The organism is Streptomyces sp. NPDC053560 (assembly GCF_044544605.1).
GTDB lineage: Bacteria > Actinomycetota > Actinomycetes > Streptomycetales > Streptomycetaceae > Streptomyces.
Map to the genome: position 1 here is coordinate 403915 of NZ_JBITXI010000002.1, position 25292 is coordinate 429206.

General features: G+C 71.2%; 21 protein-coding genes. 4 read left to right on the plus strand and 17 right to left on the minus strand.

Annotated elements, in window-relative coordinates:
• Nucleotides 1-38: 38 nt before the first annotated feature.
• Both hisS and ACIGQF_RS05060 read right to left on the minus strand, forming a co-directional pair.
• A complete protein-coding gene (gene hisS / locus ACIGQF_RS05055) occupies nt 39-1301 on the minus strand; it encodes a histidine--tRNA ligase (protein ID WP_399705660.1) in 1263 nt (420 codons plus the stop codon).
• A gap of 11 nt (nt 1302-1312) precedes the next feature.
• On the minus strand, nt 1313-2029 hold the full coding sequence (locus ACIGQF_RS05060; protein WP_399705662.1) for an MBL fold metallo-hydrolase: 717 nt from the start codon (nt 2027-2029) through the stop codon (nt 1313-1315).
• 181 nt (nt 2030-2210) lie between these two features.
• Here ACIGQF_RS05060 and ACIGQF_RS05065 point away from each other — a divergent pair, with 181 nt between their 5' ends.
• Both ACIGQF_RS05065 and ACIGQF_RS05070 read left to right on the plus strand, forming a co-directional pair.
• Nucleotides 2211-3035, plus strand: coding sequence for a peptidylprolyl isomerase (locus tag ACIGQF_RS05065; protein ID WP_399705664.1), 825 nt, complete (start codon nt 2211-2213; stop codon nt 3033-3035).
• Between the two features lie 231 nt (nt 3036-3266).
• Nucleotides 3267-4496: a DUF349 domain-containing protein gene (locus ACIGQF_RS05070; RefSeq protein ID WP_399705667.1), complete on the plus strand. Its 1230-nt coding sequence runs from the start codon at nt 3267-3269 to the stop codon at nt 4494-4496.
• 70 nt (nt 4497-4566) lie between these two features.
• Here ACIGQF_RS05070 and ACIGQF_RS05075 read toward each other — a convergent pair whose 3' ends face one another.
• The 15 genes from ACIGQF_RS05075 to pgsA form a co-directional block, all read right to left on the minus strand.
• Nucleotides 4567-7098: a RelA/SpoT family protein gene (locus tag ACIGQF_RS05075; RefSeq protein ID WP_399705669.1), complete on the minus strand. Its 2532-nt coding sequence runs from the start codon at nt 7096-7098 to the stop codon at nt 4567-4569.
• A 257-nt stretch (nt 7099-7355) separates the two neighbouring features.
• Nucleotides 7356-7904 carry an adenine phosphoribosyltransferase gene (locus ACIGQF_RS05080; protein WP_399705671.1) on the minus strand — a complete coding sequence of 183 codons (549 nt, stop codon included), beginning with the start codon at nt 7902-7904 and terminating at the stop codon, nt 7356-7358.
• Entirely contained in the window at nt 7901-9043 is a 1143-nt protein-coding gene (gene secF, locus ACIGQF_RS05085) for a protein translocase subunit SecF (protein WP_399705673.1), read from the minus strand. The genes ACIGQF_RS05080 and secF overlap by 4 nt, the downstream gene beginning before the upstream one ends.
• A gap of 1 nt (nt 9044) precedes the next feature.
• Entirely contained in the window at nt 9045-10802 is a 1758-nt protein-coding gene (secD, locus tag ACIGQF_RS05090) for a protein translocase subunit SecD (protein WP_399705676.1), read from the minus strand.
• A 151-nt stretch (nt 10803-10953) separates the two neighbouring features.
• The gene (yajC, locus tag ACIGQF_RS05095) at nt 10954-11490 is read right to left on the minus strand and encodes a preprotein translocase subunit YajC (RefSeq protein ID WP_399705679.1); all 537 of its coding nucleotides are present in this window, start codon (nt 11488-11490) and stop codon (nt 10954-10956) included.
• A gap of 163 nt (nt 11491-11653) precedes the next feature.
• The gene (ruvB, locus tag ACIGQF_RS05100) at nt 11654-12754 is read right to left on the minus strand and encodes a Holliday junction branch migration DNA helicase RuvB (RefSeq protein ID WP_399705680.1); all 1101 of its coding nucleotides are present in this window, start codon (nt 12752-12754) and stop codon (nt 11654-11656) included.
• A 67-nt stretch (nt 12755-12821) separates the two neighbouring features.
• Entirely contained in the window at nt 12822-13442 is a 621-nt protein-coding gene (ruvA, locus tag ACIGQF_RS05105) for a Holliday junction branch migration protein RuvA (RefSeq protein WP_399705683.1), read from the minus strand.
• Nucleotides 13439-14068, minus strand: a complete 630-nt coding sequence (gene ruvC / locus ACIGQF_RS05110; RefSeq protein ID WP_399705685.1) for a crossover junction endodeoxyribonuclease RuvC — start codon at nt 14066-14068, stop codon at nt 13439-13441. The genes ruvA and ruvC overlap by 4 nt, the downstream gene beginning before the upstream one ends.
• 234 nt (nt 14069-14302) lie before the next feature.
• On the minus strand, nt 14303-15061 hold the full coding sequence (locus ACIGQF_RS05115) for a YebC/PmpR family DNA-binding transcriptional regulator (protein ID WP_361562193.1): 759 nt from the start codon (nt 15059-15061) through the stop codon (nt 14303-14305).
• 64 nt (nt 15062-15125) lie between these two features.
• Nucleotides 15126-15722: a pyridoxal 5'-phosphate synthase glutaminase subunit PdxT gene (gene pdxT / locus ACIGQF_RS05120; RefSeq protein WP_399705687.1), complete on the minus strand. Its 597-nt coding sequence runs from the start codon at nt 15720-15722 to the stop codon at nt 15126-15128.
• A 49-nt stretch (nt 15723-15771) separates the two neighbouring features.
• On the minus strand, nt 15772-16683 hold the full coding sequence (gene pdxS, locus ACIGQF_RS05125) for a pyridoxal 5'-phosphate synthase lyase subunit PdxS (protein ID WP_361562191.1): 912 nt from the start codon (nt 16681-16683) through the stop codon (nt 15772-15774).
• Between the two features lie 156 nt (nt 16684-16839).
• Complete coding sequence (locus ACIGQF_RS05130; RefSeq protein WP_399705690.1) at nt 16840-17382, minus strand: hypothetical protein; 543 nt, start codon at nt 17380-17382, stop codon at nt 16840-16842.
• A gap of 738 nt (nt 17383-18120) precedes the next feature.
• Nucleotides 18121-19281: a glycosyltransferase family 4 protein gene (locus ACIGQF_RS05135; RefSeq protein ID WP_399705692.1), complete on the minus strand. Its 1161-nt coding sequence runs from the start codon at nt 19279-19281 to the stop codon at nt 18121-18123.
• The gene (locus ACIGQF_RS05140) at nt 19278-20201 is read right to left on the minus strand and encodes a phosphatidylinositol mannoside acyltransferase (RefSeq protein WP_399706370.1); all 924 of its coding nucleotides are present in this window, start codon (nt 20199-20201) and stop codon (nt 19278-19280) included. Before ACIGQF_RS05140 ends, ACIGQF_RS05135 begins: the two co-directional genes overlap by 4 nt.
• Nucleotides 20201-20851 carry a phosphatidylinositol phosphate synthase gene (gene pgsA / locus ACIGQF_RS05145; RefSeq protein ID WP_361565203.1) on the minus strand — a complete coding sequence of 217 codons (651 nt, stop codon included), beginning with the start codon at nt 20849-20851 and terminating at the stop codon, nt 20201-20203. Before pgsA ends, ACIGQF_RS05140 begins: the two co-directional genes overlap by 1 nt.
• A 364-nt stretch (nt 20852-21215) precedes the next feature.
• Here pgsA and ACIGQF_RS05150 point away from each other — a divergent pair, with 364 nt between their 5' ends.
• Nucleotides 21216-23423 (plus strand): elongation factor G-like protein EF-G2, encoded by a 2208-nt coding sequence (locus ACIGQF_RS05150; protein ID WP_399705695.1) that lies wholly within the window; start codon nt 21216-21218, stop codon nt 23421-23423.
• Nucleotides 23424-23628: 205 nt separating this feature from the next.
• The gene (locus ACIGQF_RS05155) at nt 23629-25281 is read left to right on the plus strand and encodes a hypothetical protein (protein ID WP_399706372.1); all 1653 of its coding nucleotides are present in this window, start codon (nt 23629-23631) and stop codon (nt 25279-25281) included.
• The last annotated feature ends 11 nt before the right edge of the window (nt 25282-25292 follow it).

Genomic DNA, 25292 nt, shown 5'->3' on the forward strand with positions numbered 1-25292 from the left:
CCTCGGCCACCGGACCCTTCGCACATAGAAACGATCTATCAGCCCAGCTTTCGCCGGACCTCCTCGACGATCGCGTCCAGCGCGACCGGCGCCTGCTCGCCGCTCTCCAGGTCCTTGAGCTGGACCACGCCCTCGGCCAGGTCACGCTCGCCTGCGACGATCGCCAGGCGCGCGCCCGAGCGGTTCGCCGACTTCATGGCGTTCTTGAGGCCCTTGCCGCCGTACGCGAAGTCGGTCGCGAGACCGGCCCGGCGCAGCTCGGTGACCGTGCCGAAGAGCACCCGGCGGGCCTCCTCGCCCAGGGGCACCGCGAAGACGGCGGTGCTGGCCGGGATCTCCAGCTCCACGCCCTCGGCCTCCAGCGCCAGGACCGTGCGGTCCACGCCGAGCGCCCAGCCGACGGACGGCAGCGCGGGGCCGCCGATCATCTCCGACAGGCCGTCGTACCGGCCGCCGCCGCCCACCGCGGACTGCGAGCCGAGCCCGTCGTGGACGAACTCGAAGGTGGTACGGGTGTAGTAGTCCAGGCCGCGCACCAGCTTGGGGTCGTCCTCGTAGGCCACGCCCGCCGCGGTCAGCAGCTCGCGCACCTGCTCGTGGTACGCCTTGCAGTTCTCGCAGAGGTGGTCGCGCAGCAGGGGCGCGCCGGTCAGCTGCTTCTGCACGTCCGGGCGCTTGTCGTCCAGGACCCGCAGCGGGTTGATCTCGATCCGGCGGCGGGTGTCCTCGTCCAGGTCCAGGGCGCGCAGGAAGTCCTGCAGCGCGGCCCGGTAGGCGGGGCGGCACTCCTTGTCGCCGAGGCTGTTGAGCAGGATGCGGAAGTTCCGCAGGCCCAGCGAGCGGTACGCGTCGTTCGCCAGGATGATCAGCTCGGCGTCCAGCGCCGGGTCCTCGGCACCGATGGCCTCCGCGCCGACCTGCGAGAAGTGCCGGTAACGGCCCTTCTGCGGTCGCTCGTAGCGGTAGTACGAGCCGCTGTACCAGAGCTTGACGGGGAGGTTGCCGGACTTGTGGAGGTTGGCCTCCAGCGCGGCGCGCAGCACGGAGGCGGTGCCCTCGGGGCGCAGCGCGAGCCTGTCGCCGCCCTTGGTCTCGAAGGCGTACATCTCCTTGGTGACGATGTCGGTGGACTCGCCGACGCCGCGCGCGAACAGCTCGACGTTCTCGAAGCCGGGCGTCTCGATGTAGCCGTAGCCGGAGCGCTTGAGAGGTCCGGAGATCGCGTCACGGACCGCCAGGTAGGTCGCGGACTGCGGCGGGATCAGGTCGTAGGTGCCCTTGGGGGCCTTGAAGGTGCTCACGGAAGCTTTCGTCACATTCCTCGTCGCGGAGCCGGGCTCTGGGGGCCCGTTCCGAGGCCGGCGGCCACTTCCCGGAGGAAGGGGTTGGTGGCGCGCTCCTGGCCGATGGTGGTCTGGGGGCCGTGTCCCGACAGCACCACGGTCGAGTCGTCCAGCGGGAGGCATACGCGCTCCAGCGACCGGAGGATCTCGGCGTGGGAACCGCCGGGCATGTCGGTGCGTCCGATGGAGCCGGCGAAGAGCAGATCGCCCGAGAAGAAGACCGGCGGGATGTCGGCCTGCTCGGGCATCCTGAAGGTCACCGACCCCTTGGTATGGCCCGGCGCGTGCGCGACGGAGAACTCCATCCCGGCGAGCGACAGCGTGCCCCCGTCGGCCAGCTCCTTGACGTCGTCCGGCTCCCCGATGGTCAGCTCGCCCATCAGCTGCTGCCCGATGGAGCGGCCCAGCGCCTTCTCCGGGTCGCTCATCATGTAGCGGTCCTCGGGGTGGATCCAGGCGGGGACGTCGTGCGCGCCGCAGACCGGGACCACCGAGGCGACATGGTCGATGTGGCCGTGGGTGAGGACGACGGCGACGGGCTTGAGGCGATGCTTCTTCACCGCTTCCTCGACCCCTTGGGCGGCCTGGTGGCCCGGATCGATGATCACGCACTCCTCACCCGCGGCGGGGGCGACCAAATAGCAATTGGTGCCCCAGGCCCCGGCGGGGAACCCGGCAATCAGCACGTTCGTCCTTCTATCGTCCGGCGGACAGATCCTGACGGGCCCCGGCATGCGGCCCTGGCGGATCTCACAGAAACATGCTGCAAGATCTCTGCTGTTCAGAGCCTACCGGCGGGACTCCCGCAGGAGCGAACCCGTATACGGTACGGCCACGGCAGAGCACACAGACCAAGGAGACGGCCCGGTGGTCAAGGGGGAACAGCGGCGCAAGCAGCTCGCGCGCCAGAAGTACGAGCGGCAGGCCCAGCGGCGGGTCGAGACCCGGCGGAAGACCAAGCGCCGCAACGTCGTCATCGCGTCGGCTCTCGCGGTGGTGCTGGCCGCCGGCGCGACGGTGTACGCGACGGCGGGCCTGGTCGGCGCGGACAACAACAACGACGCGAAGGCCTCGGCCGAGAAGCGGCCGAAGGACCCGTGCGCCGCGCCCGCCAAGGGCGAGCCGTCCGAGAAGCAGTGGAAGAAGGAGCCGGAGCTGACGGTGGACACCGCCGCTTCGTACACCGCGAAGCTCGCCACCACCTGCGGTGACATCACCCTGAAGCTGGACGCGAAGAAGGCCCCGCACACGGTCAACTCCTTCAACTTCCTGGCGGGCGAGAAGTACTTCGACCACAGCAAGTGCCACCGCCTGGTCGACGACGGCCTGCACGTCCTGCAGTGCGGCGACCCCACCGGCACCGGCCAGGGCACCCCCGGCTACACCATCCCGGACGAGAACCTGAAGGACTCGCGGCTCAAGGGCAACGTCTACCCGGCCGGCACGGTCGCGATGGCCAACCGGTACGACGGGCAGAGCGAGAAGACCCGGAACACCGGCGGCAGCCAGTTCTTCCTGGTCTTCCAGGACAGCGAGCTGCCGCCCAATTACACGCCGTTCGGCACCATCACCCAGGGGATGGACGTCCTGAAGAAGATCGCGAAGGCCGGCTCCACGCCCGACCCGCAGACCGGCAACACCGCGCCGAACGCCACCGTCGTCATCGACCGCGCCCGCGTCACGAAGACCTGACGTACTCCGGCCATCCTTGCCTGGACCACGGAATTTCGGTCGTGCGGGATGCGGACAGCCGGGCCGCCGGTCGCCTAGATTGGCGTTGGGTAGGGTGCCTGCTCCGACGGCTGCCACCTTCACCCGCAAGAACAGTCCGTCGGACCGGCCGGGGCGCAGTCCCGCCGGACAGAAACTGTGGACGATGCCCGGGGCCTCCGCGTCCCGCCGGCATCATGTGGAGGAGGCGCTGTGAGCAGCGACCCATGGGGCCGCGTCGATGAGACGGGGACCGTGTACGTGCGTACCGCCGACGGCGAGCAGGTCGTCGGATCGTGGCAGGCGGGATCTCCCGAGGAGGCCCTCGCCTACTTCGAGCGCAAGTATGAGGGCCTGGTCGTGGAGATCGGCCTCCTCGAACGGCGGGTCAAGACCACCGACCTGTCGGCCAAGGACGCCATGACCGCCATCGACCACCTGCGCCGGCAGGTGGACGAGCATCACGCGGTGGGTGACCTTGATGCCCTGCGCAAGCGCCTGGACGCGCTCGTGCAGACGGTCGAGGCCCGCCGCGAGGAGCGCAAGGTGGCCAAGGCCCGGCAGGCGGACGAGGCCAGGACGGCGAAGGAGAAGCTGGTCGCCGAGGCCGAGGAGCTGGCGGCGAGCGAGCAGTGGCGGGCGGCCGGCGAGCGGCTCCGCGCCCTGGTCGACACCTGGAAGGGGCTGCCGCGTCTGGACCGCAAGTCCGACGACGAGCTGTGGCACCGCTTCTCGCACGCCCGGTCGGCGTTCTCCAAGCGGCGCAAGGCGCATTTCGCGTCGCTGGACGCGCAGCGCGAGCAGGCCCGGCAGACCAAGGAGAAGCTGGTCGCGGACGCCGAGGCGCTGTCGAACTCCACGGACTGGGGCCCCACCGCCGCCCGGTACCGCGAGCTGATGCAGGAGTGGAAGGCCGCGGGCCGCGCCCAGCGCGAGCACGAGGACGACCTGTGGAACCGCTTCCGCGGCGCCCAGGACGTGTTCTTCCAGGCCCGCAGCGAGGTCTTCGCGGAGCGGGACGCCGAGCAGCGGGAGAACCTCACCAAGAAGGAGGAGCTGGCCGTCGAGGCGGAGAAGCTGCTCCCGGTCTCGGACCTGAAGGCTGCCCGGGCCGCGTTCCGTTCGATCAACGAGCGGTGGGAGGCCGTCGGCCATGTGCCGCGGGACGCCCGCCCGAAGATCGAGGGCCGGATGCACGCCGTCGAGCGCGCCATCCAGGAGGCCGAGGAGGCCGAGTGGCGGCGGACCAACCCCGAGGCGCGGGCGCGTGCCGCGGGGCTGACCGGCCAGCTCCAGGACGCCGTCGACAAGCTCCAGAAGCAGATCGACACGGCCCGTGCGGCGGGCAACGACGCCAAGGCCGACAAGCTCGCCCGTGAGCTGGAGGGCCGCCAGGCCCTGCTGGACCAGGCCCAGAAGGGCCTCCAGGAGTTCGGCGGCTGACGCCGGGCGGAACGCACGCGAGGAGGGCCCCGGTACCGCGTACCGGGGCCCTCCTCGTCGCGTACGGCGGCTAGTTGGGCCGGCGGGCCGAGGTGACGCGGTAGACGTCGTAGACGCCCTCCACGCCCCGTACCGCCTTCAGGACGTGCCCGAGGTGCTTGGGGTCGCCCATCTCGAAGGTGAAGCGGGAGGTGGCCACCCGGTCACGGGAGGTCTGCACGGCCGCCGACAGGATGTTGACGTGCTGGTCGGACAGGACCCGTGTGACGTCCGAGAGGAGCCGGGACCGGTCCAGCGCCTCGACCTGGATGGCGACCAGGAAGACCGAGGACTGGGTCGGCGCCCACTCGACCTCCAGGATCCGCTCCGGCTGTTTGGACAGCGAGTCCACGTTGACGCAGTCGGCGCGGTGCACCGAGACGCCGGACCCGCGGGTGACGAAGCCGATGATCGGGTCGCCCGGCACCGGCGTACAGCAGCGCGCGAGCTTGACCCAGACGTCCTCGACACCCTTGACGACCACGCCCGGGTCCGCGCTGGAGCGCCGCTTGGAGCGGCGGATCGGCGTGGACTCGGCGATGTCCTCGGTGGCCTCGTCCTGGCCGCCGAGCGCCTGCACCAGCTTCTGCACGACGGACTGCGCGGTGACGTGCCCCTCGCCGATCGCGGCGTACAGCGACGAGATGTCCGGATACCGCATCTCGTGCGCGAGCGTGACCAGGGAGTCGCCGGTCAGGATGCGCTGGATCGGCAGGTTCTGCTTGCGCATGGCCCGCGCGATGGCGTCCTTGCCCTGCTCGATCGCCTCGTCGCGGCGCTCCTTGGAGAACCACGCACGGATCTTGTTGCGGGCCCGCGGCGACTTGACGAAGCCGAGCCAGTCCCGGGAGGGGCCGGCGCCCGGCGCCTTGGAGGTGAAGACCTCCACCAGGTCGCCGTTGTCGAGGGTCGATTCCAGCGGCACCAGGCGGCCGTTGACGCGCGCGCCTATCGTGCGGTGGCCGACCTCGGTGTGCACGGCGTACGCGAAGTCCACCGGGGTGGCACCGGCCGGCAGCGCTATGACGTCGCCCTTGGGGGTGAAGACGAAGACCTCGTTGCGGGAGAGGTCGAAGCGGAGCGACTCCAGGAACTCGCCCGGGTCCTCGGTCTCCTTCTGCCAGTCCAGCAGCTGCCGCAGCCACGCCATGTCGTTGACCGCGTCGTCCTTGCCGGCCTTGCCCTTGGGCACGTCGGTACGGACCTTGGAGGCGCCGGCCACCGCCTCCTGCTTGTACTTCCAGTGCGCGGCGATGCCGTACTCGGCGCGGCGGTGCATGTCGAAGGTGCGGATCTGCAGCTCGACCGGCTTGCCGTTGGGACCGATGACCGTCGTGTGCAGCGACTGGTACATGTTGAACTTGGGCATCGCGATGTAGTCCTTGAACCGGCCCGGGACCGGATTCCATCGCGCGTGCACAGTGCCCAGCGCCGCGTAGCAGTCCCGCACCGTGTCCACGAGGACGCGGATGCCCACCAGGTCGTAGATCTCCGCGAAGTCCCGGCCGCGGACGATCATCTTCTGGTAGACGCTGTAGTAGTGCTTGGGCCGTCCCGTGACGGTGGCTTTGATGCGCGCCGAGCGGAGGTCCGCCTGTACCTCGTCGGTGACTATGGCCAGGTACTCGTCGCGCTTGGGCGCCCGCTCGGCGACCAGCCGCACGATCTCGTCGTACATCTTGGGGTAGAGGATCGCGAAGGCGAGGTCCTCCAGCTCCCACTTGATGGTGTTCATGCCCAGCCGGTGCGCCAGCGGGGCGTAGATCTCCAGCGTCTCGCGGGCCTTCTTCTCCTGCTTCTCCCGCTTGAGGTAACGCATCGTGCGCATGTTGTGCAGCCGGTCCGCGAGCTTGATCACCAGGACCCGGGGGTCCTTGGCCATCGCCACGACCATCTTGCGCACGGTCTCGGCCTGCGCGGCCTCGCCGAACTTGACCTTGTCCAGCTTGGTGACGCCGTCGACGAGGAGCGCGACCTGGTCGCCGAAGTCCCGGCGGAGGGTGTCCAGCCCGTACTCGGTGTCCTCGACCGTGTCGTGCAGCAGCCCGGCCATCAGCGTCGCCGGATCCATGCCCAGCTCGGCGAGGATCGTCGTCACGGCCAGCGGATGGGTGATGTACGGGTCGCCGCTCTTGCGCTTCTGGCCGCGGTGCCAGCGCTCGGCGACCTGGTAGGCCCGTTCGACCTGGCGCAGGGTGGCCGTCTCGATCTTGGGGTCGTTGCTGCGCACGATGCGCAGCAGCGGCTCCAGGACCGGGTTGTACGGGCTCTGGCGCTGCACGCCGAGCCGGGCCAGGCGGGCCCTCACCCGGTTGGACGAACCGGACCGGCTGCCGGACTGGCCGGTGTACCCCGGCGGCAGCGGCTTGGGGGCCGAGGGCGGCGGGGTGGGCTTGGGCGCCGGCGCTGCGGGCCGGGCAGCCGTCGGGCCGGGCCCTGCCGGTGCTTCCTTCCCGCCGTTCTTCGACGCGTCCGCGGTGCCGCCCGCGGGCCGGTCGTCCGGATGCGCGGCGGCGCCGCCCCCCGGCGTGCGGGGGGAGAGCGGCTGGGCCTCGTCTGGCAAGAGCAACTCCTCGCTGGGACCTTTCCCACCGGCGAACGGGCGGAAAAGAGCGGTGCCGGACCACCGGTCCACGGAGTGGCCGGGCTGCCATGGTATCCATGCCGGCAGCCACGGCTCCTCCGCGGGCCGGTGCTCCTGTGGACACAGCAAAAGGGCATCCGCATTTATGCCGGATGCCCTTTTACCTGCACTTTGCTTGGCTTTCGAGCGTCGGACGCGGCCCGCGGCCACGATCCCGGGGTCGCTCGGGCCCCGCCTCAGACCGTGATCAGCGCCTCCAGCGGGGCCCCGTCCAGGCCGGCCGTCAGCCTCTCGCGGCCGTCCAGGAAGCCCAGCTCCAGCAGGACCGCCACGCCCGCGACCTCGGCACCGGAACGGCGGATCAGGGTCAGCGAGGCATCCGCCGTACCGCCGGTGGCCAGCACGTCGTCGATCACCAGCACCCGGTCCCCCGGGGCCAGCGCGTCGGCCTGGATCTCGATCGTGGCGTGGCCGTACTCCAGCGCGTAGCTCTGGCCGAGGGTCGCCCCGGGGAGCTTGCCGGCCTTGCGTACGGGCACGAAGCCCACGCCCGCCTTCACCGCGACCGGCGCCGCGAGAATGAACCCGCGGGCCTCCAGCGCCACGATCTTCGTCGCGCCGAACTCGCCGCAGATCCCGGCCAGCGCTTCGGTCAGCCGCCCGAAGGCGTCCGGGTCGGCCAGCAGCGGGGTGATGTCCTTGAAGACCACACCCGCCTGCGGGTAGTCCGGCACGTCGGCGATCCTGCTGAGCAGGAGCTCGCGCAGCTCCGCGGGGGCGCTCATCGGCGCTTGCCCGACGGACGGCCGCGGCCGCGGCTGCGGTCAGCGGGCCGGCTGCGCGGACCGGCCGCCGAGCTGCCGGCCGCCGCCGGGTCACCGGCGTCGTCCCGCGGTTCCTCGTCGGTCTCCGCCGCTCCCTCGGCCGCCCCCTCCTGGGAGTCGCCCTTGGCCGCCGCCGCGGAACGCTTGCTGCGGACCCGGCGAGCGAGCGCCTTCATCTGCGGCTCGCGGCCCTTGAGGTCGGCGACCAGCGGGGTGGCGATGAAGATCGAGCTGTACGCACCGGCCGCGAGACCCACGAACAGGGCGAGCGAGATGTCGTTCAGCATGCCCGCGCCCAGGAAGCCGCCGCCCACGAAGAGCAGACCGGCCACCGGGAGCAGCGCCACGACCGTGGTGTTGATCGACCGGACCAGCGTGGAGTTGATCGAGCGGTTGGCGACCTCGCCGTAGGTGTACCGGGACTGCTTGGTGATGCCCCGCGACGCCTCCTTGAGGCTGTCGAAGACCACCACCGTGTCGTACAGCGAGTAACCGAGGATGGTCAGCAGACCGATGACCGTACCCGGCGTGACCTCGAAGCCGACCAGTGCGTACACACCGACCGTGATCGTGAGGTCGTGGATCAGCGCGATCAGGGCCGCCAGCGCCATCCGCCATTCGAAGGCGATGGCGAGGTAGATGACCACGAGGACCATGAAGATCCCCAGGCCCAGCCAGGCCTTGTTCGCGATCTCCTCGCCCCAGCTCGGGCCGACCAGCTGGGTGTTGACGTCCTTGACCGGGACGTTCAGGTCCTTGGCCAGCTCCTCCTGGACCGGCACGGCCTCCTTGGTGTCCAGCTCGCTGATCTGGATCCGCAGACCGCCGTTGCCGAGCTTCTGGACCACGGCCTGGTGGCCGTTGGAGGCGGACTCGGCGTGGTGCTGGGCCTGGCTCGCCGACACGGTGGTCTTCGGGGTGGTGAAGACCGCGCCGCCGGAGAACTCGATGCCCATGTTCAGGCCGCGCACCGCGAGGCCCACGATCGCCACGACGGTGATCAGGATCGAGACGCCGTACCAGATCTTGCGCTTGCCGATGAAGTCGTAGCCGACCTCGCCGCGGTACAGCCGGGCGCCGAGATTTCCGAGCTTGGACATCTCACGCCTCCTTCGTCTCGATGGGGGCGGAGGTGCGCCGGCCGCGGCGCAGCGGCGGCTTCGCGCCGAGGCGCGTGGGGTCCAGGCCCGACCAGGGGTGGCCGGAGTAGAAGAACTTCCGCCGGGCCAGCAGCGTCATCAGCGGCTTGGTGAAGAAGAAGACCACCACGACGTCCAGCAGGGTCGTCAGGCCAAGGGTGAACGCGAAGCCCTGGACCTTGCCGACCGTGACGATGAAGAGCACGGCGGCGGCCAGGAACGACACGAAGTCCGAGACCAGGATCGTGCGCCGGGCACGCGGCCAGGCCCGCTCGACGGACGGCCGCAGCGTACGGCCCTCGCGGATCTCGTCCCGGATGCGTTCGAAGTACACGATGAAGGAGTCGGCGGTGATACCGATCGCGACGATCGCACCGCAGACGGCCGGCAGGTTCAGCGCGAAGCCGATGGCGGGACCGAGCAGGGTCATCAGCGTGTACGTCAGCACCGCCGAGACCACGAGGCTGGCCAGCGCCACCAGGGACAGGCCGCGGTAGTACGCGATGAGGTAGATGATGACCAGCGCGAGGCCGATGGCGCCCGCGATCAGGCCGGCGTTCAGCTGCTCGCCACCCAGCGCCGCGGTCACGGTGGTCTCGTCCGCGATCTTGAAGGAGAGCGGCAGCGCACCGTAGGACAGCATGTTCCCCAGGTCCTCGGCGGACTGCTGGGTGAAGCCGCCGGTGATCTGGGCGTTGCCGCCCGCGATCGCGCTGCTCACCTGCGGAGCCGAGACGACCTCGCCGTCCAGGGTGATCGCGAACTGGTTCTGCGGCGGGGTCTTGGTGGCGATGTCACCGGTCACGTCGGCGAACTTCTTGCCGCCGGCGGAGGTGAAGTTCATCTGGACGAGCCAGCCCTGGCCGCCCTGCTGGTCGAAGGTGGCCTTCGCGTCGTCCACGTCCGTGCCCTCGACCTTGACCGGGCCGAGCACGTACTTGGTCTTGCCGTCGTCCTCACAGGCCACGATCGAGTCGCTGGGCTTGGCCCGCGCGGCCTGCTCGGCGGCCTCCGAACGGCTCGCCTTCGTGGAACAGTCCAGCGCCGCGAGCTTCTTCTGCAGCGCCGCGGGGATATCGGCACCCTGGGGCTGCTGCTGGGCCGGCGGCATGCTGGGCGTCTTGGAGGCGGACGGCGTGGCGGAGCTCGAGGGGGCGTCGTCCTTCTTCAGCGCGTCGCTGACGGCCCGGCCCTGAGTGGTGGGCTTGCCGGAGGGGGTACCCGAAGCGGAGCTGCCGCTGTCGCCCTTCTCCTTCTCACCACTGCCGGCCTTGGGGCTCTCGGAGGCACCCGGCGTGGGCGTCTTCGTCCCGGCCGCGGCCGTCAGCACCGTACGGAAGCCGAGCTGGGCGGTGGTGCCCACCTGCTGGCGGGCCTGCTTCGCGTCCGTCCCCTTGGGGATGTTCACGATGATGTGGTTCGTGCCCTGCGTCTGGACCTCTGCCTCGGAGACACCGAGACCGTTGACCCGGCGCTCGATGATCCCCGACGCGGTCTTCATGTTGGTCTCGTTGATCGCGTTGGGCTTGCCCGGCATGTTCTGGGCTTCCAGCGTGAAGCTCGTACCACCCGCGAGGTCGATGCCCAGCCTCGGCGTCATCGTGCCGGAGTAGAACATCCCCCCGACCAGCGCCGCGATGACGACCAGGATCAGGACCAGGGCGCGCCCCGGCCTGCCCTGGGTCGCAGGCGACCTTCGGCCCTTGTTCGGTGCTGCCACCTTCTCGTATCTCCCTGTCCAACCGCCCGAGTCAGGTCAGTGCCGGACGGCCACGAAGTCTTGTGGGGACGTGCCCCCGCCGGAGCCTAGACGGTCCAGGAACCGCGGTGCACCGCACTCGGCGCGCACCGCGGTTCCCTGAGAGGCGGGCCTACTTCGCGTCGGCGCCGCCGTCCTTCTTGGCGTCCTTGGCCTCGGCGGCCTTGGCGTCGGCGTCCTCGGCCGGGGCCGCGTCGGCCTTCGGCTCGTCGGCGTCGGCCTCGGCGGCCTTCTCCGCGGGAGCTTCCTTGCCCAGGTCGATCTTCTCGCCGGCGTCACCCTTCTCGGTGGTGTCGTCGTCGGCGGCGTTGACGGCGGAGGCGCCGGTCAGGGAAGAAACGTCGTCCGGAACGACGGTGCCCTTCTCGGCACCGTCGATGATGCGGTTGTACTCGTCGTCGGGCAGCACGGCGCCGACGGCGTTCTTCGCGTACAGCGCGTGCACGCCGGGCGCGACCTCCAGGAGGACCGAGTCGTCGTGGATCTCCTTGACGGTGGCGTACATGCCCCCGATCGTGCGGACGCCGGTGCCGGGCTGCATTTCATTCCGCATCTGCACTGCCGCCTGCTGCTTCTTCTTGGCGGAGCGCGTCATCAGGAACATGGCCCCGATGAGCACGATGAACGGGAGGAGAGTCATGATATTCACGGGACGGACATTCCTTCGCACGACCGCGGAGGCGCGGCCTGGTATACGGGGGTTGGTATGCCGGACCGTACGGACGGCATCGGCGGAGTCTAAGCGAGTCCGCACCAGTGGAACAACGCCCAGCATCCCACCGCAGTTCCTGACCCGGCGAGTCCCCGCGCCGTCACGCCCCGAACAGCCCCTGCTGTCCGTTTCCGCCCGTCATCTGCTGCGGCGGCACCAGCCCCATGTGCGTCCATGCGGCGGGGGTGGCGATGCGGCCACGGGGGGTGCGCGCGAGCAGGCCCTCACGGACGAGGAACGGCTCCGCGACCTCCTCGACCGTCTCACGCTCCTCCCCCACGGCCACCGCCAGGGTCGACAGGCCCACCGGACCGCCGCTGAACAGCTTGAGCAGCGCCGTGAGCACCGCGCGGTCCAGCCGGTCCAGGCCGCGCTGGTCCACCTCGTACACATCCAGGGCCTGCGCCGCGATCTCCCGGGTGATCAGGCCGTCCGCCTTGACCTGGGCGTAGTCCCGTACGCGGCGCAGCAGACGGTTGGCGATACGGGGCGTACCGCGCGACCGCCCGGCGATCTCGGCGGCGCCCTCGGCCTCTATCTCGACATCCAGCAGGCCCGCCGAACGGTGGATGACCCGCTCCAGCTCGACCGGCGCGTAGAACTCCATGTGCCCGGTGAACCCGAAACGGTCGCGCAGCGGCGGCGGCAGCAGGCCGGCCCGCGTCGTCGCCCCGACCAGCGTGAACGGCGGCAGCTCCAGCGGAATGGCGGTCGCGCCCGGCCCCTTGCCGACGATCACGTCGACCCGGAAGTCCTCCATCGCCATGTACAGCATTTCCTCGGCGGGCCGTGACATCCGGTGGATCTCGTCGAGGAAGAGCACCTCGCCCTCCTGGAGCGAGGAGAGGATGGCGGCGAGGTCGCCGGCGTGCTGGATGGCGGGGCCCGAGGTGATCCGGATGGGGGCGCCCATCTCCGCCGCGATGATCATCGACAGGGTGGTCTTGCCGAGCCCCGGCGCGCCGGAGAGCAGCACGTGGTCGGCGGTGGCGCCGCGCGCCCGGGCCGCCCGCAGCACCAGGTCCAGCTGCTCGCGCACCCGTTCCTGGCCGACGAACTCCTCCAGGTCCTTCGGGCGCAGCGCGGCCTCGACGGCGGTGTCCTCGCCATCGGCGTCCGCGCCCACCAGCCGGTCGGCGCCGCCCGGCGGCAGGCCGGGGTCCTGTCCGTCCGCGGTGTCGGTGCTGTCGTCCCAGTTCACTGCGTACTGCCTCGCGTCGTCGGTGGGTGGAGTGCCGGATCGTAGAGGTACCCGGTAAGGCGGCCGGTCAGCGCGCCCGGTTCAGCGACTGCAGCGCCGCCTTCAGGAGCTGCGAGACCTGCGGGGTACCGCCGTCCGCCACGGCCGCCTCGGCCTGCGGGGCGACCGCGCCGACCGCCTCGTCGGCCTCGCGGGTGGCGTACCCGAGGCCGATCAGCGCGGCGTGCAGCTGGTCGCGCCAGCCGGCCGTGACCGGGCTGCCGATCGCGGGCCCGGCGCTGCCGACCGGCTCGCCGAGACGGTCCTTCAGCTCCAGCAGCAGCTTCTGCGCACCCTTCTTGCCGATGCCGGGCACGGCGGTGAGCGCCTTCTCGTCGCCCGTGGAGACCGCGCGGCGCAGCGCGTCCGGGGAGTGCACCGCGAGCATGGCCTGGGCCAGCCGCGGCCCGACGCCGCTCGCCGTCTGCAGCAGCTCGAAGGTCTGCCGCTCGTCGTCGTCCGCGAAGCCGTACAGCGTGAGGCTGTCCTCCCGTACGACGAGGGAGGTGGCGAGCCGGGTCTGCTCCCCCATGCGCAGCCCCGACAGGGTGCCGGGGGTGCACTGGACGGCCATGCCGATGCCGCCGACCTCGACGACGGCGGCATCGGGGGCGAGGGCCGCGACCGGGCCGGAAACGAAGGCGATCATGACGTGCCCTTCGGGATACGGGTGGTGCTGCGTACGGGGGCGGGGGTGCGGGAGGCACCGGCGGCACGTGGCGTACCGGCGGAGCGCGCGGGGGGCGGGGTGCGCCGGGGCGCGGTCCGGGCCTGCGCCTGGGCCTGTTGAAGTCGGTTGACGGCGGGGGCGCGCCAGATGTGGCAGATGGCCAGCGCCAGCGCGTCCGCGGCGTCGGCCGGCTTCGGGGGCGCCGACAGCCGCAGCAGCCGGGTCACCATGGCGCCGACCTGGGCCTTGTCGGCGCGGCCCGAGCCGGTGACGGCGGCCTTGACCTCGCTGGGGGTGTGCAGCGCGACGGGCAGGCCGCGACGGGCGGCACACAACATGGCCACCGCGCTGGCCTGGGCCGTCCCCATGACCGTACGGACGTTGTGCTGACTGAAGACGCGCTCCACGGCCACGTACTCGGGGCGGTGCTCGTCGAGCCACTCGTCGATGCCGCGCTCGATGAGGACGAGGCGGTGCGCGATGTCGGCGTCGGAGGGGGTACGGACCACCCCGACACCCACCATCGTCAGCGGCCGTCCGGCCACGCCGTCGACCACACCGACACCGCAGCGCGTCAGCCCCGGGTCCACGCCCAGCACCTTCACGAGTGATCCCCTCCCCTCATGCCGCGCTGCCGCCACCGCCGCCGTACCGTTTCGGCCCTCCACCCCCACCACGGGGGAGCGGAGATCCCCTGCTCAGCACAGTATCGGGTGGCACTGACAACGCGTGACGGGCCGGCAGGGCGTGTTCCCTGCCGGCCCGTCACGTCGGCCGAAACCCCGGCCGTGTCGGCCAGTACCGCGGCCGAGCGTGGCTTACGCGGCCGTGTACGGCGCTTACGCGTCCGCGTCCACCTTGGCCATGACCTCGTCCGAGACGTCGAAGTTGGCGAAGACGTTCTGGACGTCGTCGCTGTCCTCCAGCGCGTCGATCAGCTTGAAGATCTTCTTCGCGCCTTCCTCGTCCAGCTCAACCTGCATGGTCGGGACGAAGTTGGTGTCGGCCGAGTCGTAGTCGATGCCGGCCTCCTGCAGCGCGGTACGGACCGCGACCACGTCGGTGGCCTCGCTGAGCACCTCGAAGGACTCGCCGAGGTCGTTGACCTCCTCGGCCCCCGCGTCCAGGACCGCGGCCAGCACGTCGTCCTCGGTCAGCTCGGCCTTGGGGACGATGACGACGCCCTTGCGGTTGAACAGGTAGGACACCGAACCCGGGTCGGCCATGGAGCCGCCGTTGCGGGTCATGGCGACGCGCACGTCCGAGGCGGCACGGTTGCGGTTGTCGGTGAGGCACTCGATGAGCACCGCGACACCGTTCGGGCCGTAACCCTCGTACATGATCGTCTCGTAGTCGGCGCCGCCGGCCTCGAGGCCGCCGCCGCGCTTGACCGCGGAGTCGATGTTCTTGTTCGGGACCGACTGCTTCTTCGCCTTCTGGATGGCGTCGTAGAGGGTCGGGTTGCCCTCGATGTCGACGCCGCCCATGCGCGCCGCGACCTCGATGTTCTTGATCAGCTTCGCGAAGAGCTTGCCGCGCTTGGCATCGATCACGGCCTTCTTGTGCTTCGTCGTAGCCCATTTAGAGTGGCCGGACATCCGCCTGTCTCCTTCGCGTAACCAACTTCTGAAAACGAACGCCCTAGATCCTACCCAGACGCCGTCACGCCGCCCGACGCACCATGTCCACGAAGAACGCGTGGACCCGGTGGTCGCCGGTGAGCTCCGGGTGGAAGGACGTGGCGAGGACGTTACCGTGCCGGACGGCCACCATGTGACCGCCGTGCTCGGCCAGTACCTCGACCTCGGCGCCGACCGACTCGACCCAGGGCGCGCGGATGAAGACGCCCTCGACCGGTCCGCCGTCGATCCCGGCGACGTCGACGGCCGCCTCGAAGGACTCGTTCTGCCGCCCGAAGGCGTTACGGCGCACGATCATGTCGACGCCGCCGAACGTCTCCTGGTCGTCACGGCCGTCCAGGATCTTCTCCGCGACCATGATCATGCCCGCGCAGGTGCCGTAGACCGGCTTGCCCGCGCGGATGAAGGCGCGCAGCGGCTCCAGCATGCCGAAGACGCCCGCCAGCTTGGACATGGTCGTGGACTCGCCGCCGGGGATGACCAGGCCGTCGATGCCGTCCAGTTCCTCGGCGCGGCGCACCGGCCGCGCCAGGGCGTCGGCGGTCGCGAGCGCCGTGAGGTGCTCGCGAACGTCGCCCTGGAGCGCCAGCACGCCGATGGTGGGAGTGCGGTCACTCATGCACCGGCCTCGCTTCGCTCGCTCGTGTACGTACTCACCGGCTCCTTGCTCACCAGCCGCGGTTGGCGTACCGCTCCGCCTCGGGGAGCGTGTCGCAGTTGATGCCGACCATGGCCTCGCCCAGGTCGCGGGAGGCGTCCGCGATGACCTTCGGGTCGTCGTAGAAGGTGGTGGCCTTCACGATCGCGGCGGCGCGCTTGGCGGGGTCGCCGGACTTGAAGATGCCGGAGCCGACGAAGACGCCCTCGGCGCCGAGCTGGCGCATCAGCGCGGCATCGGCGGGGGTGGCGACGCCACCGGCGGAGAAGAGGACGACGGGCAGCTTGCCCAGCTCCGCGACCTCCTTGACCAGCTCGTACGGGGCGCGCAGCTCCTTGGCGGCGGCGAACAGCTCGTTGTTGTCGCAGCCGCGCAGCTTGGCGATCTCGCCCTTGATCTGGCGGAGGTGGCGGACGGCCTCGACGACGTTGCCGGTGCCGGCCTCGCCCTTGGAGCGGATCATGGCCGCGCCCTCGGCGATGCGGCGCAGGGCCTCACCGAGGTTGGTGGCACCGCAGACGAAGGGGGTGGTGAAGGCCCACTTGTCGGAGTGGTTGACCTCGTCGGCGGGGGTGAGGACCTCGGACTCGTCGATGTAGTCCACGCCGAGGGACTGGAGGACCTGGGCCTCGACGAAGTGGCCGATGCGGGACTTGGCCATGACGGGGATGGAGACGGCGTTGATGATGCCGTCGATCATGTCAGGGTCGGACATCCGCGCCACGCCGCCGTCCTTGCGGATGTCCGCGGGGACGCGCTCCAGGGCCATGACCGCGACGGCGCCGGCGTCCTCGGCGATCTTCGCCTCTTCCGGCGTGACGACGTCCATGATCACGCCGCCCTTGAGCTGCTCGGCCATGCCGCGCTTGACGCGGGCGGTACCGGTCTCCGGGGTCTGGGGCGTGGTGGGCGTGGTGGACACGATTGACCTCACTAAGTGCGGGTGGTTGTGCTGCTGCACCTAGAGAACCGTTTGTGTACGGCAGGTGAAAAGGGCCAATTGCAGGGCGGTGGCTCTTGGCGGCCCCACCAGGGGTTCTGTACGGGCCCGCGCCGGCCGCTTGCACCGGCGCGGCGCTCAGGCCGCCGCGCGTTCCCCCAGTGCCGCCGGGGCCTCGTCGTCCATCTCGAACGCCATCGGGAACGGGGCGTGGCCCGCGAGGCGGAACCAGCGTACGACGCGGTGCCGGCGGACGGCGCGGGCCGCGCGCACGGCGTCGTTGTGGAAGCGGCGGGCCATGGGGACGCGCCGCACGGCCGCGGTCAGTTCCGTGAGCGTCTGCTCGCCGCCGGGGGCCTCCCGTACGGCGTCGGCCTGTTCGGCCTCGTCGAAGACCGCGCGCAGCGCCTGACTGAGCGCGCTCTCGGCGACCTCCCGCTGATCCTCCTCGGCCTGCCGTGCCTCGTGCGCGGCCTGGTACAGCACGATCGAGGCGGCGGGGTCGAGGACGCCGGACGTACCGAGCTCCTGCGCGACGGACGCGCGCCGGAGCAGCTGCGCGTCCAGCGCGGCGCGGGCTGCGTCGATGCGCGCGTGCAGCCGGTCCAGCCTGCCGGCTGTCCAGCTGAGGTACACGCCGATGACGACGAGGGCCACGACGACCCAGATGAGTGTGGTCACGGGCCGTCACGTTACCGGTCCTCGCAGGGGCGCTTGTGCTGCCGGGGTGCGGGGGTGCCCGTACGCCCCCGGGTGCGGGGGTGCCCGTACGCCCCCGGGTGCGGGGGTGCCCGTACGTTGCCGGGTGCGGCGCCGTTGCGCCTGCGGCGGGCGGTTACCGCTGCGCGGGGCTCGGCGTCACGGTGCCGGGCCTCCGCGGGTGGGGTACCGGACTGCTTCGCTTGACGTCCGGTACCCCACCCGATCCGGCCCGTCCCCTCCCGTCGGTGGATGGTGGAACGACAAGAGCCGGGGGCCGTCGGGGTGGCGGCCCCTATCGCGTTCGGCGCGTCCCGTCGCCCCGCGCGACCTGTCTTTCCCACCCACCACAACGGGAGGGGGCGGGCCGTAGCGGGGGGGGGGGGGGGGGGGGCCCCCGGCCCCGCCCGCCCCCCCCCCCCCCCGGGGGCGCCCCCCCCCCCCCACCCCCCCCCCCCCCCCCCCCCCCCCCCCCCCCCCCCCCCCCCCCCCCCCCCCCCGCCGGGGGGGGGGGGGGGGGGGGGGGGGGGGGGGGGCGCGCCCCCCCCCCCCCCCCCCCCCCCCCCCCCCCCCGCGGAGGTCCGTCACCGCACCCGAAAGCCCCGCGCAGCGGCACCGCCCGCCGCAGGCGCAACGGCGCCGCCCCCGGCGGCAACACGGCACACCCGCGAAACGCTGGTCCCGCAGACGCCGGTCGCGCAGACGCCGGTCGCGCAGACACTAGTCGCGCGCCAGCCCCCACCGCGCCCGCAGCCCCACGCGCTCGTCCGTGTCCACGGCAGCCGCGCCGTCCGCCACCGTCTCGTACACGGCGAGGATGTCCGCGCCGACCGTCGACCAGTCGAAGCGGCGTACGTGGCGGCTGCCGCGTACGCGGAGCTCCGCGAGCCGGGCCGGGTCACGCAGCAGCCGTACGGCCGAAGCGGCGAGCGCACCCGCGTCCTCGTTGGTGAAGAGTTCGCCCGCCTCTCCCTGGTCCAGGACCTGGGCGAAGGCGTCGAGGTCGCTGGCCAGGACGGGGGCCGCCGCCGACATCGCCTCGACGAGGATGATGCCGAAGGACTCGCCGCCGGTGTTGGGGGCGACGTAGAGGTCAACGCTGCGAAGGAGCCGCGCCTTGTCCTCGTCGGTGACCATGCCGAGGAATTCCACACGGTCGCGGAACTCCGCAGGAAGGTCCGCGACCGCTTCCTTTTCGTCACCGCGGCCGGCCACGAGGAGGCGCGCGTCGGGGACCTCGGCGAGGATCTCGGGGAGGGCCTTCATGAGGACGGGGAGGCCCTTGCGGGGCTCGTCGATGCGGCCGATGAAGCCGATGGTCCGCCCCTGCCACTCCTCCTTCGGCTCGGCGCGGGCGAAGAAGTCGACGTCGACGCCGTTGGGGATGACGACCGCGTCACCGCCGAGGTGTTCGACGAGGGTGCGGCGGGCGTATTCGCTCACCGCGATGCGGGCGCTGATCTTCTCCAGGGCCGGCTGGAGGATCGGGTACGCGGCGATCATGGCGCGGGAGCGCGGGTTGGAGGTGTGGAAGGTCGCCACGATGGGGCCCTGCGCCGCCCAGCAGGCCAGGAGGCCGAGCGAGGGGGAGGCCGGTTCGTGGATGTGGATGACCTCGAACGCGCCGTCGTGGAGCCAGCGCCGTACCCGGGCTGCGGAGAGGAAGCCGAAGTTGAGCCGGGCAACCGAACCGTTGTACGGGACGGGGACGGCACGTCCGGCGGAGACGACGTACGGCGGAAGCGGGGTCTCGTCGTCGGCCGGGGCGAGTACGGAGACCTCGTGGCCGAGCCGGATGAGGTGCTCGGCGAGGTCGCGGATGTGGAACTGGACGCCGCCGGGGACGTCCCACGAGTAGGGGCAGACGATGCCGATCCTCACGAGGCCTCCGTCCCGCGGTCGCCGGCACCGCGCGGCTCCAGGTCGTCGAGCCACAGACGCTGCAGCATGTGCCAGTCCTCCGGGTGCTCGGCGATGCCCGCGGCGAAGGCGTCGGCCAACTCCTGGGTCATCGCGGCGGCCTTCTCCGTACGTGTACCGGTCTCGGGTACCTCGATCCCGGGGTGCACACGGGCCCGCATGACGGGCGTACCGTCGTACCACAGGGTGACCGGCAGCAGTACCGCGCCGGTCTGGAGCGCGAGCATGGCGGGTCCTGCGGGCATCTTGGCGGCCTCGCCGAAGAACTTCACCTCGATGCCGGATGCGGACAGGTCGCGGTCGGCGACCAGGCAGATCAGGCCGCCGGCGCGCAGCCGCCGGGCGAGTATCCCGAAGGCCGCGCCGCCGGTGTGCGGCAGGACCTCCATGCCCAGGCTCTCGCGGTAGGCGACGAACCGGTCGTAGAGGGATTCGGGCTTCAGGCGCTCGGCGACGGTGGTGAAGGGAACGCCGAGGGCTCGGGTCACCCAGACGCCGGCGAGGTCGTAGTTGCCCATGTGGGGCAGCGCGAGGATGACGCCGCGGTCGCTGTCCAGGGCCTCGGTGAGGCGGTGGACCTCCTGGACGTCCACGCCGTCGCGGACCCGGTCCAGGCTCCAGGCCGGGAGGCGGAAGGACTCCATCCAGTACCGCATGTACGAGCGCATGCCGGTCCGGGACAGGCGCGTGAGGGCCTGCGGGGTGGCATCCGGGACGACGCGGGCGAGGTTGGCCTCCAGGCGCTGCACGCCCTTGCCGCGCTTCTTCCAGACGGTGTCGGCGATGCGTTCGCCGAGCCGTACGGCGACCGGTTCGGGGAGCTTCTTGACCGTGGCCCAGCCCAGTCCGTACAGGGCGTCGGTGAGCCGTTCCCTGTTGATCACGCGCTCTCTCCCCCCACGGTGTCCGCCTCGGCGGACTCCCGGCGTACGGTGACCACCCGCTGCCCGAGGGTGACCGCGCTGCCGACGGCCACGATCCACAGGGCGATCGGGAGCAGGTTCTGGATCCAGGGCACGCCGAACTTGTGCAGGCCGGAGAAGCCGCAGGCCACCAGGGAGATGACCAGGCGTTCGGCGCGTTCGATGAGGCCGTTGACGTTCACCGGGAGGCCGATGCTCTCGCCGCGGGCCTTGGTGTACGAGACGACCTGGCCGGAGGCGAGGCAGAAGATCGTCACGGCGCAGAGCAGCAGGTCGTCGCCGCGGCCCGCGTACCAGAGGGCGAGCCCACCGAAGATCGCCGCGTCGGCGACCCGGTCCAGGGTGGAGTCCAGGAACGCGCCCCAGCGGCTGGACCGGCCCAGCTGCCGTGCCATGTTGCCGTCGACCAGGTCCGAGAAGACGAACAGGGTGATGACGACGGTGCCCCAGAAGAACTCGCCGAGCGGATAGAAGACCAGGGCTCCGGCGACCACCCCGGCGGTGCCGAGGACGGTGACCACGTCGGGGCTGATGCCGAGACGGATGAGCAGGGCGGCGAACGGCGTGAGAACACGCGTGAAGAACGCACGCGCGTACTTGTTCAGCATGGCCTTCCCGGAGGTTGTGTGCGGGCCGCGCGGTCAATGGGGCCACCGGCTGGCCCATCGTAGCCAGCCGTCCTCGGCGCTTTGCGAACGCACCACGGCTCGCGGACGACCCGCGCACCCGCCGGGGTCTCCCCCGCCACCCGCCCGGCGCAGTCGCCCGGGACCGGCCCGAGGGCCATGAGCACAGCTGGCGGCGGAAGTTGGCGGCCGCACACACATGCCCGGACCACTCGTTCGGGCTTGTCCTGCATGATCCCTGGACACCCCCAAGATCCCTCATCGTCCCTTGTGCGATGTATGGACGCACCATGACCTCGGTGGAAAGCTCGGAGCACCGCAGAGTGTCGACCTGGAGGCGAGACACATGGGCGACAAGACGAGCACACATCCAGGAGCCGCCGGCAGGGCAGCGGCGGTCGACCACCCCTCCTCCGTACGGAACGTGGTGCTGGTCGGCCACAGCGGATCGGGGAAGACGACCCTGGTCGAAGCCCTAGCGCTGGCGTCGGGCGCGGTCAACAGGGCGGGCCGGGTGGAGGACGGCGGCTGCCTCTCCGACTACGACGAGATCGAGCACCGCCAGCAACGCTCGGTACAGCTCTCCCTGGTCCCTGTCGAATGGGACGGCATCAAAATCAATCTGTTGGACACCCCCGGATACGCCGACTTCGTCGGGGAGCTGAGGGCCGGTCTGCGGGCAGCGGACGCGGCCCTCTTCGTTGTCTCCGCTGCGGACGGCGTGGACGGCGCCACCCGCATGGTCTGGGACGAGTGCGCGGCGGTCGGCATGCCCCGCGCCATAGTGATCACCCACCTCGAAGCGGCCCGCGCCGACTTCGACAGCATGACCGGGACCTGCGGCACGTCCTTCGGCGGCGACGATCCCGACGCCGTACTGCCGCTGTACCTCCCGCTGTACGGCGCGGCCGGTGCCGACGGCCACGCCCCCGTGCACGGCCTGATCGGGCTGCTCACGCAGCGGGTGTACGACTACTCCACCGGCGTCCGGAAGGAGCGTGACCCCGAGCCCGAGGAGCTGCCCCTCATCGAGGAGGCCAGGAACCGTCTGATCGAGGGGATCATCGCCGAGAGCGAGGACGAGTCCCTGATGGACCGCTACCTCGGCGGCGAGGACATCGACATCAAGACGCTCATCGGTGATCTGGAGACCGCCGTGGCACGCGGCAGCTTCCATCCGGTGCTCGCCGCCGCGCCCGCCGCCGAGGGCAGCAAGGAGGGACTGGGCACCGTCGAGCTGCTGGAGCTGATCACCCGGGGGTTCCCCACCCCCGCCGAGCGGGAGGCCCCCGCCGTCACCACCCCCGAGGGCGCGCCCCGGCCCGCCCTGACCTGCGACCCCGAGGGCCCGCTGGTCGCCGAGGTCGTCAAGACCTCGTCCGACCCGTACGTCGGCCGGCTGTCGCTCGTACGGGTCTTCTCCGGCACCCTCCTCCCGGACCGGACCGTGCACGTCTCCGGGCACGGGCTCGCCGACCGCGGGCACGAGGACCACGACGTCGACGAACGCATCGGCGCGCTGTCCGCGCCCTTCGGCAAGCAGCAGCGCTCGCTCACCAAGGCCGTCGCCGGCGACCTGGCCTGCGTCGCCAAGCTCACCCGCGCCGAGACCGGCGACACCCTCTCCGCCAAGGAGGCGCCGCTGCTCATGGCGCCCTGGGACATGCCCGACCCGCTGCTGCCGGTCGCCATCCAGGCGCACAGCAAGGCGGACGAGGACAAACTCTCCCAGGGCCTGGCACGGCTCGTCGCCGAGGACCCCACGATGCGCCTGGAACAGAACCAGGACACCCACCAGGTCGTCCTGTGGTGCCTGGGCGAGGCCCACGTGGACGTGGCGCTGGAGCGGCTGCGCTCCCGGTACGGGGTGCAGGTCGACGCCGTACCGCACAAGGTCTCGCTGCGGGAGACGTTCGGCGCCAAGGCCGCCGGGCGCGGCCGGCACGTCAAGCAGTCGGGCGGCCACGGCCAGTACGCGATCTGCGAGATCGAGGTGGAGCCGCTGCCCGGCGGCAGCGGCATCGAATTCGTGGACAAGGTCGTGGGCGGCGCGGTGCCCCGCCAGTTCATCCCGTCCGTGGAGAAGGGCGTACGGGCCCAGGCGACGCGCGGCGTCGCGGCCGGGTACCCGCTCGTCGACGTACGGGTGACGCTGCTGGACGGCAAGGCGCACTCCGTCGACTCCTCCGACGCCGCGTTCCAGACCGCGGGCGCCCTCGCGCTGCGCGAAGCCGCCGCCGAGGCGCGCATCCACCTCCTGGAGCCGGTCGCCGAGGTCACCGTCCTGGTCGCCGACGACTACGTGGGCCCGGTGATGAGCGACCTGTCCGGGCGGCGCGGCCGCGTCGTGGGCACCGAGCAGTCCGGCGCGGGCCGCACCGTGGTGCGCGCCGAGGTCCCGGAGTACGAAATCGGCCGCTACGCCGTCGATCTCCGGTCACTCTCGCACGGCACCGGCCGCTTCCAGCGCCGCTACGCCCGGCACGAACCGATGCCGCCGCAGCTCGCGGCCAGGATCCGGGAGGAGCGCGAAAAGCAGGAGAACGGCGGCTAGTTCGCACGTCCGAGGCCGGCGGAACGGCCGGCGTCCTGCCCCGGGGCGTACGCTCAACTCCCTTGGGCAGCACGCCGGCTGTACGCTGAGGTCCAGCTCAGCAGGTGTGCCGGGGGCGGCCGGTGGGAAGGGCGCCTAGGGGCGTCCTCCGGGAAGCGCGCCCACGGCAGGGGCAGACGGCGGCGAGGGGGCCTTGGTGACGACGATGGACGGCTTCGATTTCAGTCCGGGAGCACAGGTACCGATCGCCGGCGGCGCGGGCCAGACCGCCGCGACCCAGGCGCTGGCCTCGGCCGCCTACCGGGACAGTCCGCTCTCGGACATCTCCAAGGCCGACTCCGACACCGCCACGTCGGACATCAAGAAGCCCAAGCTCTCGCTGTTCGAACCGAACCTCGGCGAGGCGTTCTCCCGCGCCGTCCAGGTCCGCATGCTCGGCGGCGGCCGCAAGGCGCTGATCCAGTCCTTCGGCATAGAGCCGCAGACCGTCGTCGAGCACTGCCTCGCCGCCAGCCGCATCCGCAAGGAGCGGGACACCAAGCTGACGATCCTCATGGTCGTCTTCGGGCTGCTCTTCCTGCCCGGTGTCCTGCTCTGGCTCGGCCTCTTCCAGCTCAAGCGCATCCTGGACAAGTCCACCCACAAGGGCAAGAGCGCGCTCGGCACGGTGCTGCTCGTCGCGCTCGGCGGCATCATCCTGATCTTCCTGATCAAGCTGCCCTTCGACAGCTTCTGGATGATCTACGTCCGGCTGATGCTCGTCGCCCCCGTCATAGGCTGGTGGTGGGCCAAGCGGATCTGCGAGCGCACCGCGGTCGACCTCCGCGAAGCCTGGAGCGGCATCCTGGGCGGCGGCGGCATCGGCGCGAAGATCCCCGAGGCGGTGCCCCAGGACCCCACCCAGACCGCCGCCGAACAGCTCCGCCAGAACCTCGCCAAGCTCAGCGCCGAGCAGAACAGCAACGTCGTCTTCTACGCCGGCCCCAAGGGCATACTCGGCATGGGCACCCGTTGGGGCAGCTGGCAGCTCGCCGAGGAGCTGCGGCCCGCCGAAGAGGGCTCCGAGATCCACCCCTTCCGCAGCTGGGACGTCATCCGCGTCATCCACGACCGGCTCAAGCTCCTGGAGCGCAGCCCGCTGCACACCGGCGGCTTCGGCCAGGCCCCCTCCGTACGCCACTGGGTCGTCGTCCCCGTCGCCGAGGGCGCCGACACGGTCGCCCGCCCCGAGGGCACCGACACCGACGCGTACCAGATCCGCCCGCACGAGATAGAGCGGATCTGCAACGAGCAGCAGTTCGGCGCCGGCAACCGCCACTACCTCGGCGTGCAGTTCGTCCTCTGGGACGGCCAGCTCGTACTGACCCTGCTGATCACCGTCACCGTGCTGCACGAGACGCTGCGCATCGAGGTCACCGGCCACGCCCTCGGCCCGGTCAACGGCCTCTTCCTCGGCAAGCCCAGCCCCAAGACCGTCACGGTCAACAAGACGGTGAAGTTCTGGGAGACCAGGACCTCCACACTGCCGCTCATCGACACGAGCGAGGTGGTCCGCCTCGCCGCCCGCGCCCCGCTGACCTGGTTCCCCCCGGTCCTGGACTTCCTCGGCGGCAAGCTCGCGCTCCCCGAGCCGTTCGGGCTGCGCCACGTCTGGGCCGACAAGCCCTGGCGGCACCGCTTCATGGCGGACGACGCGCTGCGCGCCGCCACGCCCGTCCTGCGCGTGGTGCACTCCGCGGCGATGAGCGTCCTGCAGGAGAACGGCGTGGACATCACCCGCTTCGACAACCGCTCGCTGGTCCTCAGCGGTGCGGTGCAGGACCCGACGCCGCGGAAGGCGGACGCGTACGACGCGTGAGCGCGGCGGCA

Coding starts and splice junctions, on each gene's coding strand:
- ACIGQF_RS05080 (WP_399705671.1), bottom strand. CDS start 7,904: ATGAGCGCCCCCGCGGAGCTGCGCGAGCTCCTGCTCAGCAGGATCGCC.
- pgsA (WP_361565203.1), bottom strand. CDS start 20,851: ATGCTGAACAAGTACGCGCGTGCGTTCTTCACGCGTGTTCTCACGCCG.
- pdxT (WP_399705687.1), bottom strand. CDS start 15,722: ATGAGTGACCGCACTCCCACCATCGGCGTGCTGGCGCTCCAGGGCGAC.
- ruvA (WP_399705683.1), bottom strand. CDS start 13,442: ATGATCGCCTTCGTTTCCGGCCCGGTCGCGGCCCTCGCCCCCGATGCC.
- ACIGQF_RS05150 (WP_399705695.1), top strand. CDS start 21,216: ATGGGCGACAAGACGAGCACACATCCAGGAGCCGCCGGCAGGGCAGCG.
- secF (WP_399705673.1), bottom strand. CDS start 9,043: ATGTCCAAGCTCGGAAATCTCGGCGCCCGGCTGTACCGCGGCGAGGTC.
- ACIGQF_RS05155 (WP_399706372.1), top strand. CDS start 23,629: ATGGACGGCTTCGATTTCAGTCCGGGAGCACAGGTACCGATCGCCGGC.
- ACIGQF_RS05115 (WP_361562193.1), bottom strand. CDS start 15,061: ATGTCCGGCCACTCTAAATGGGCTACGACGAAGCACAAGAAGGCCGTG.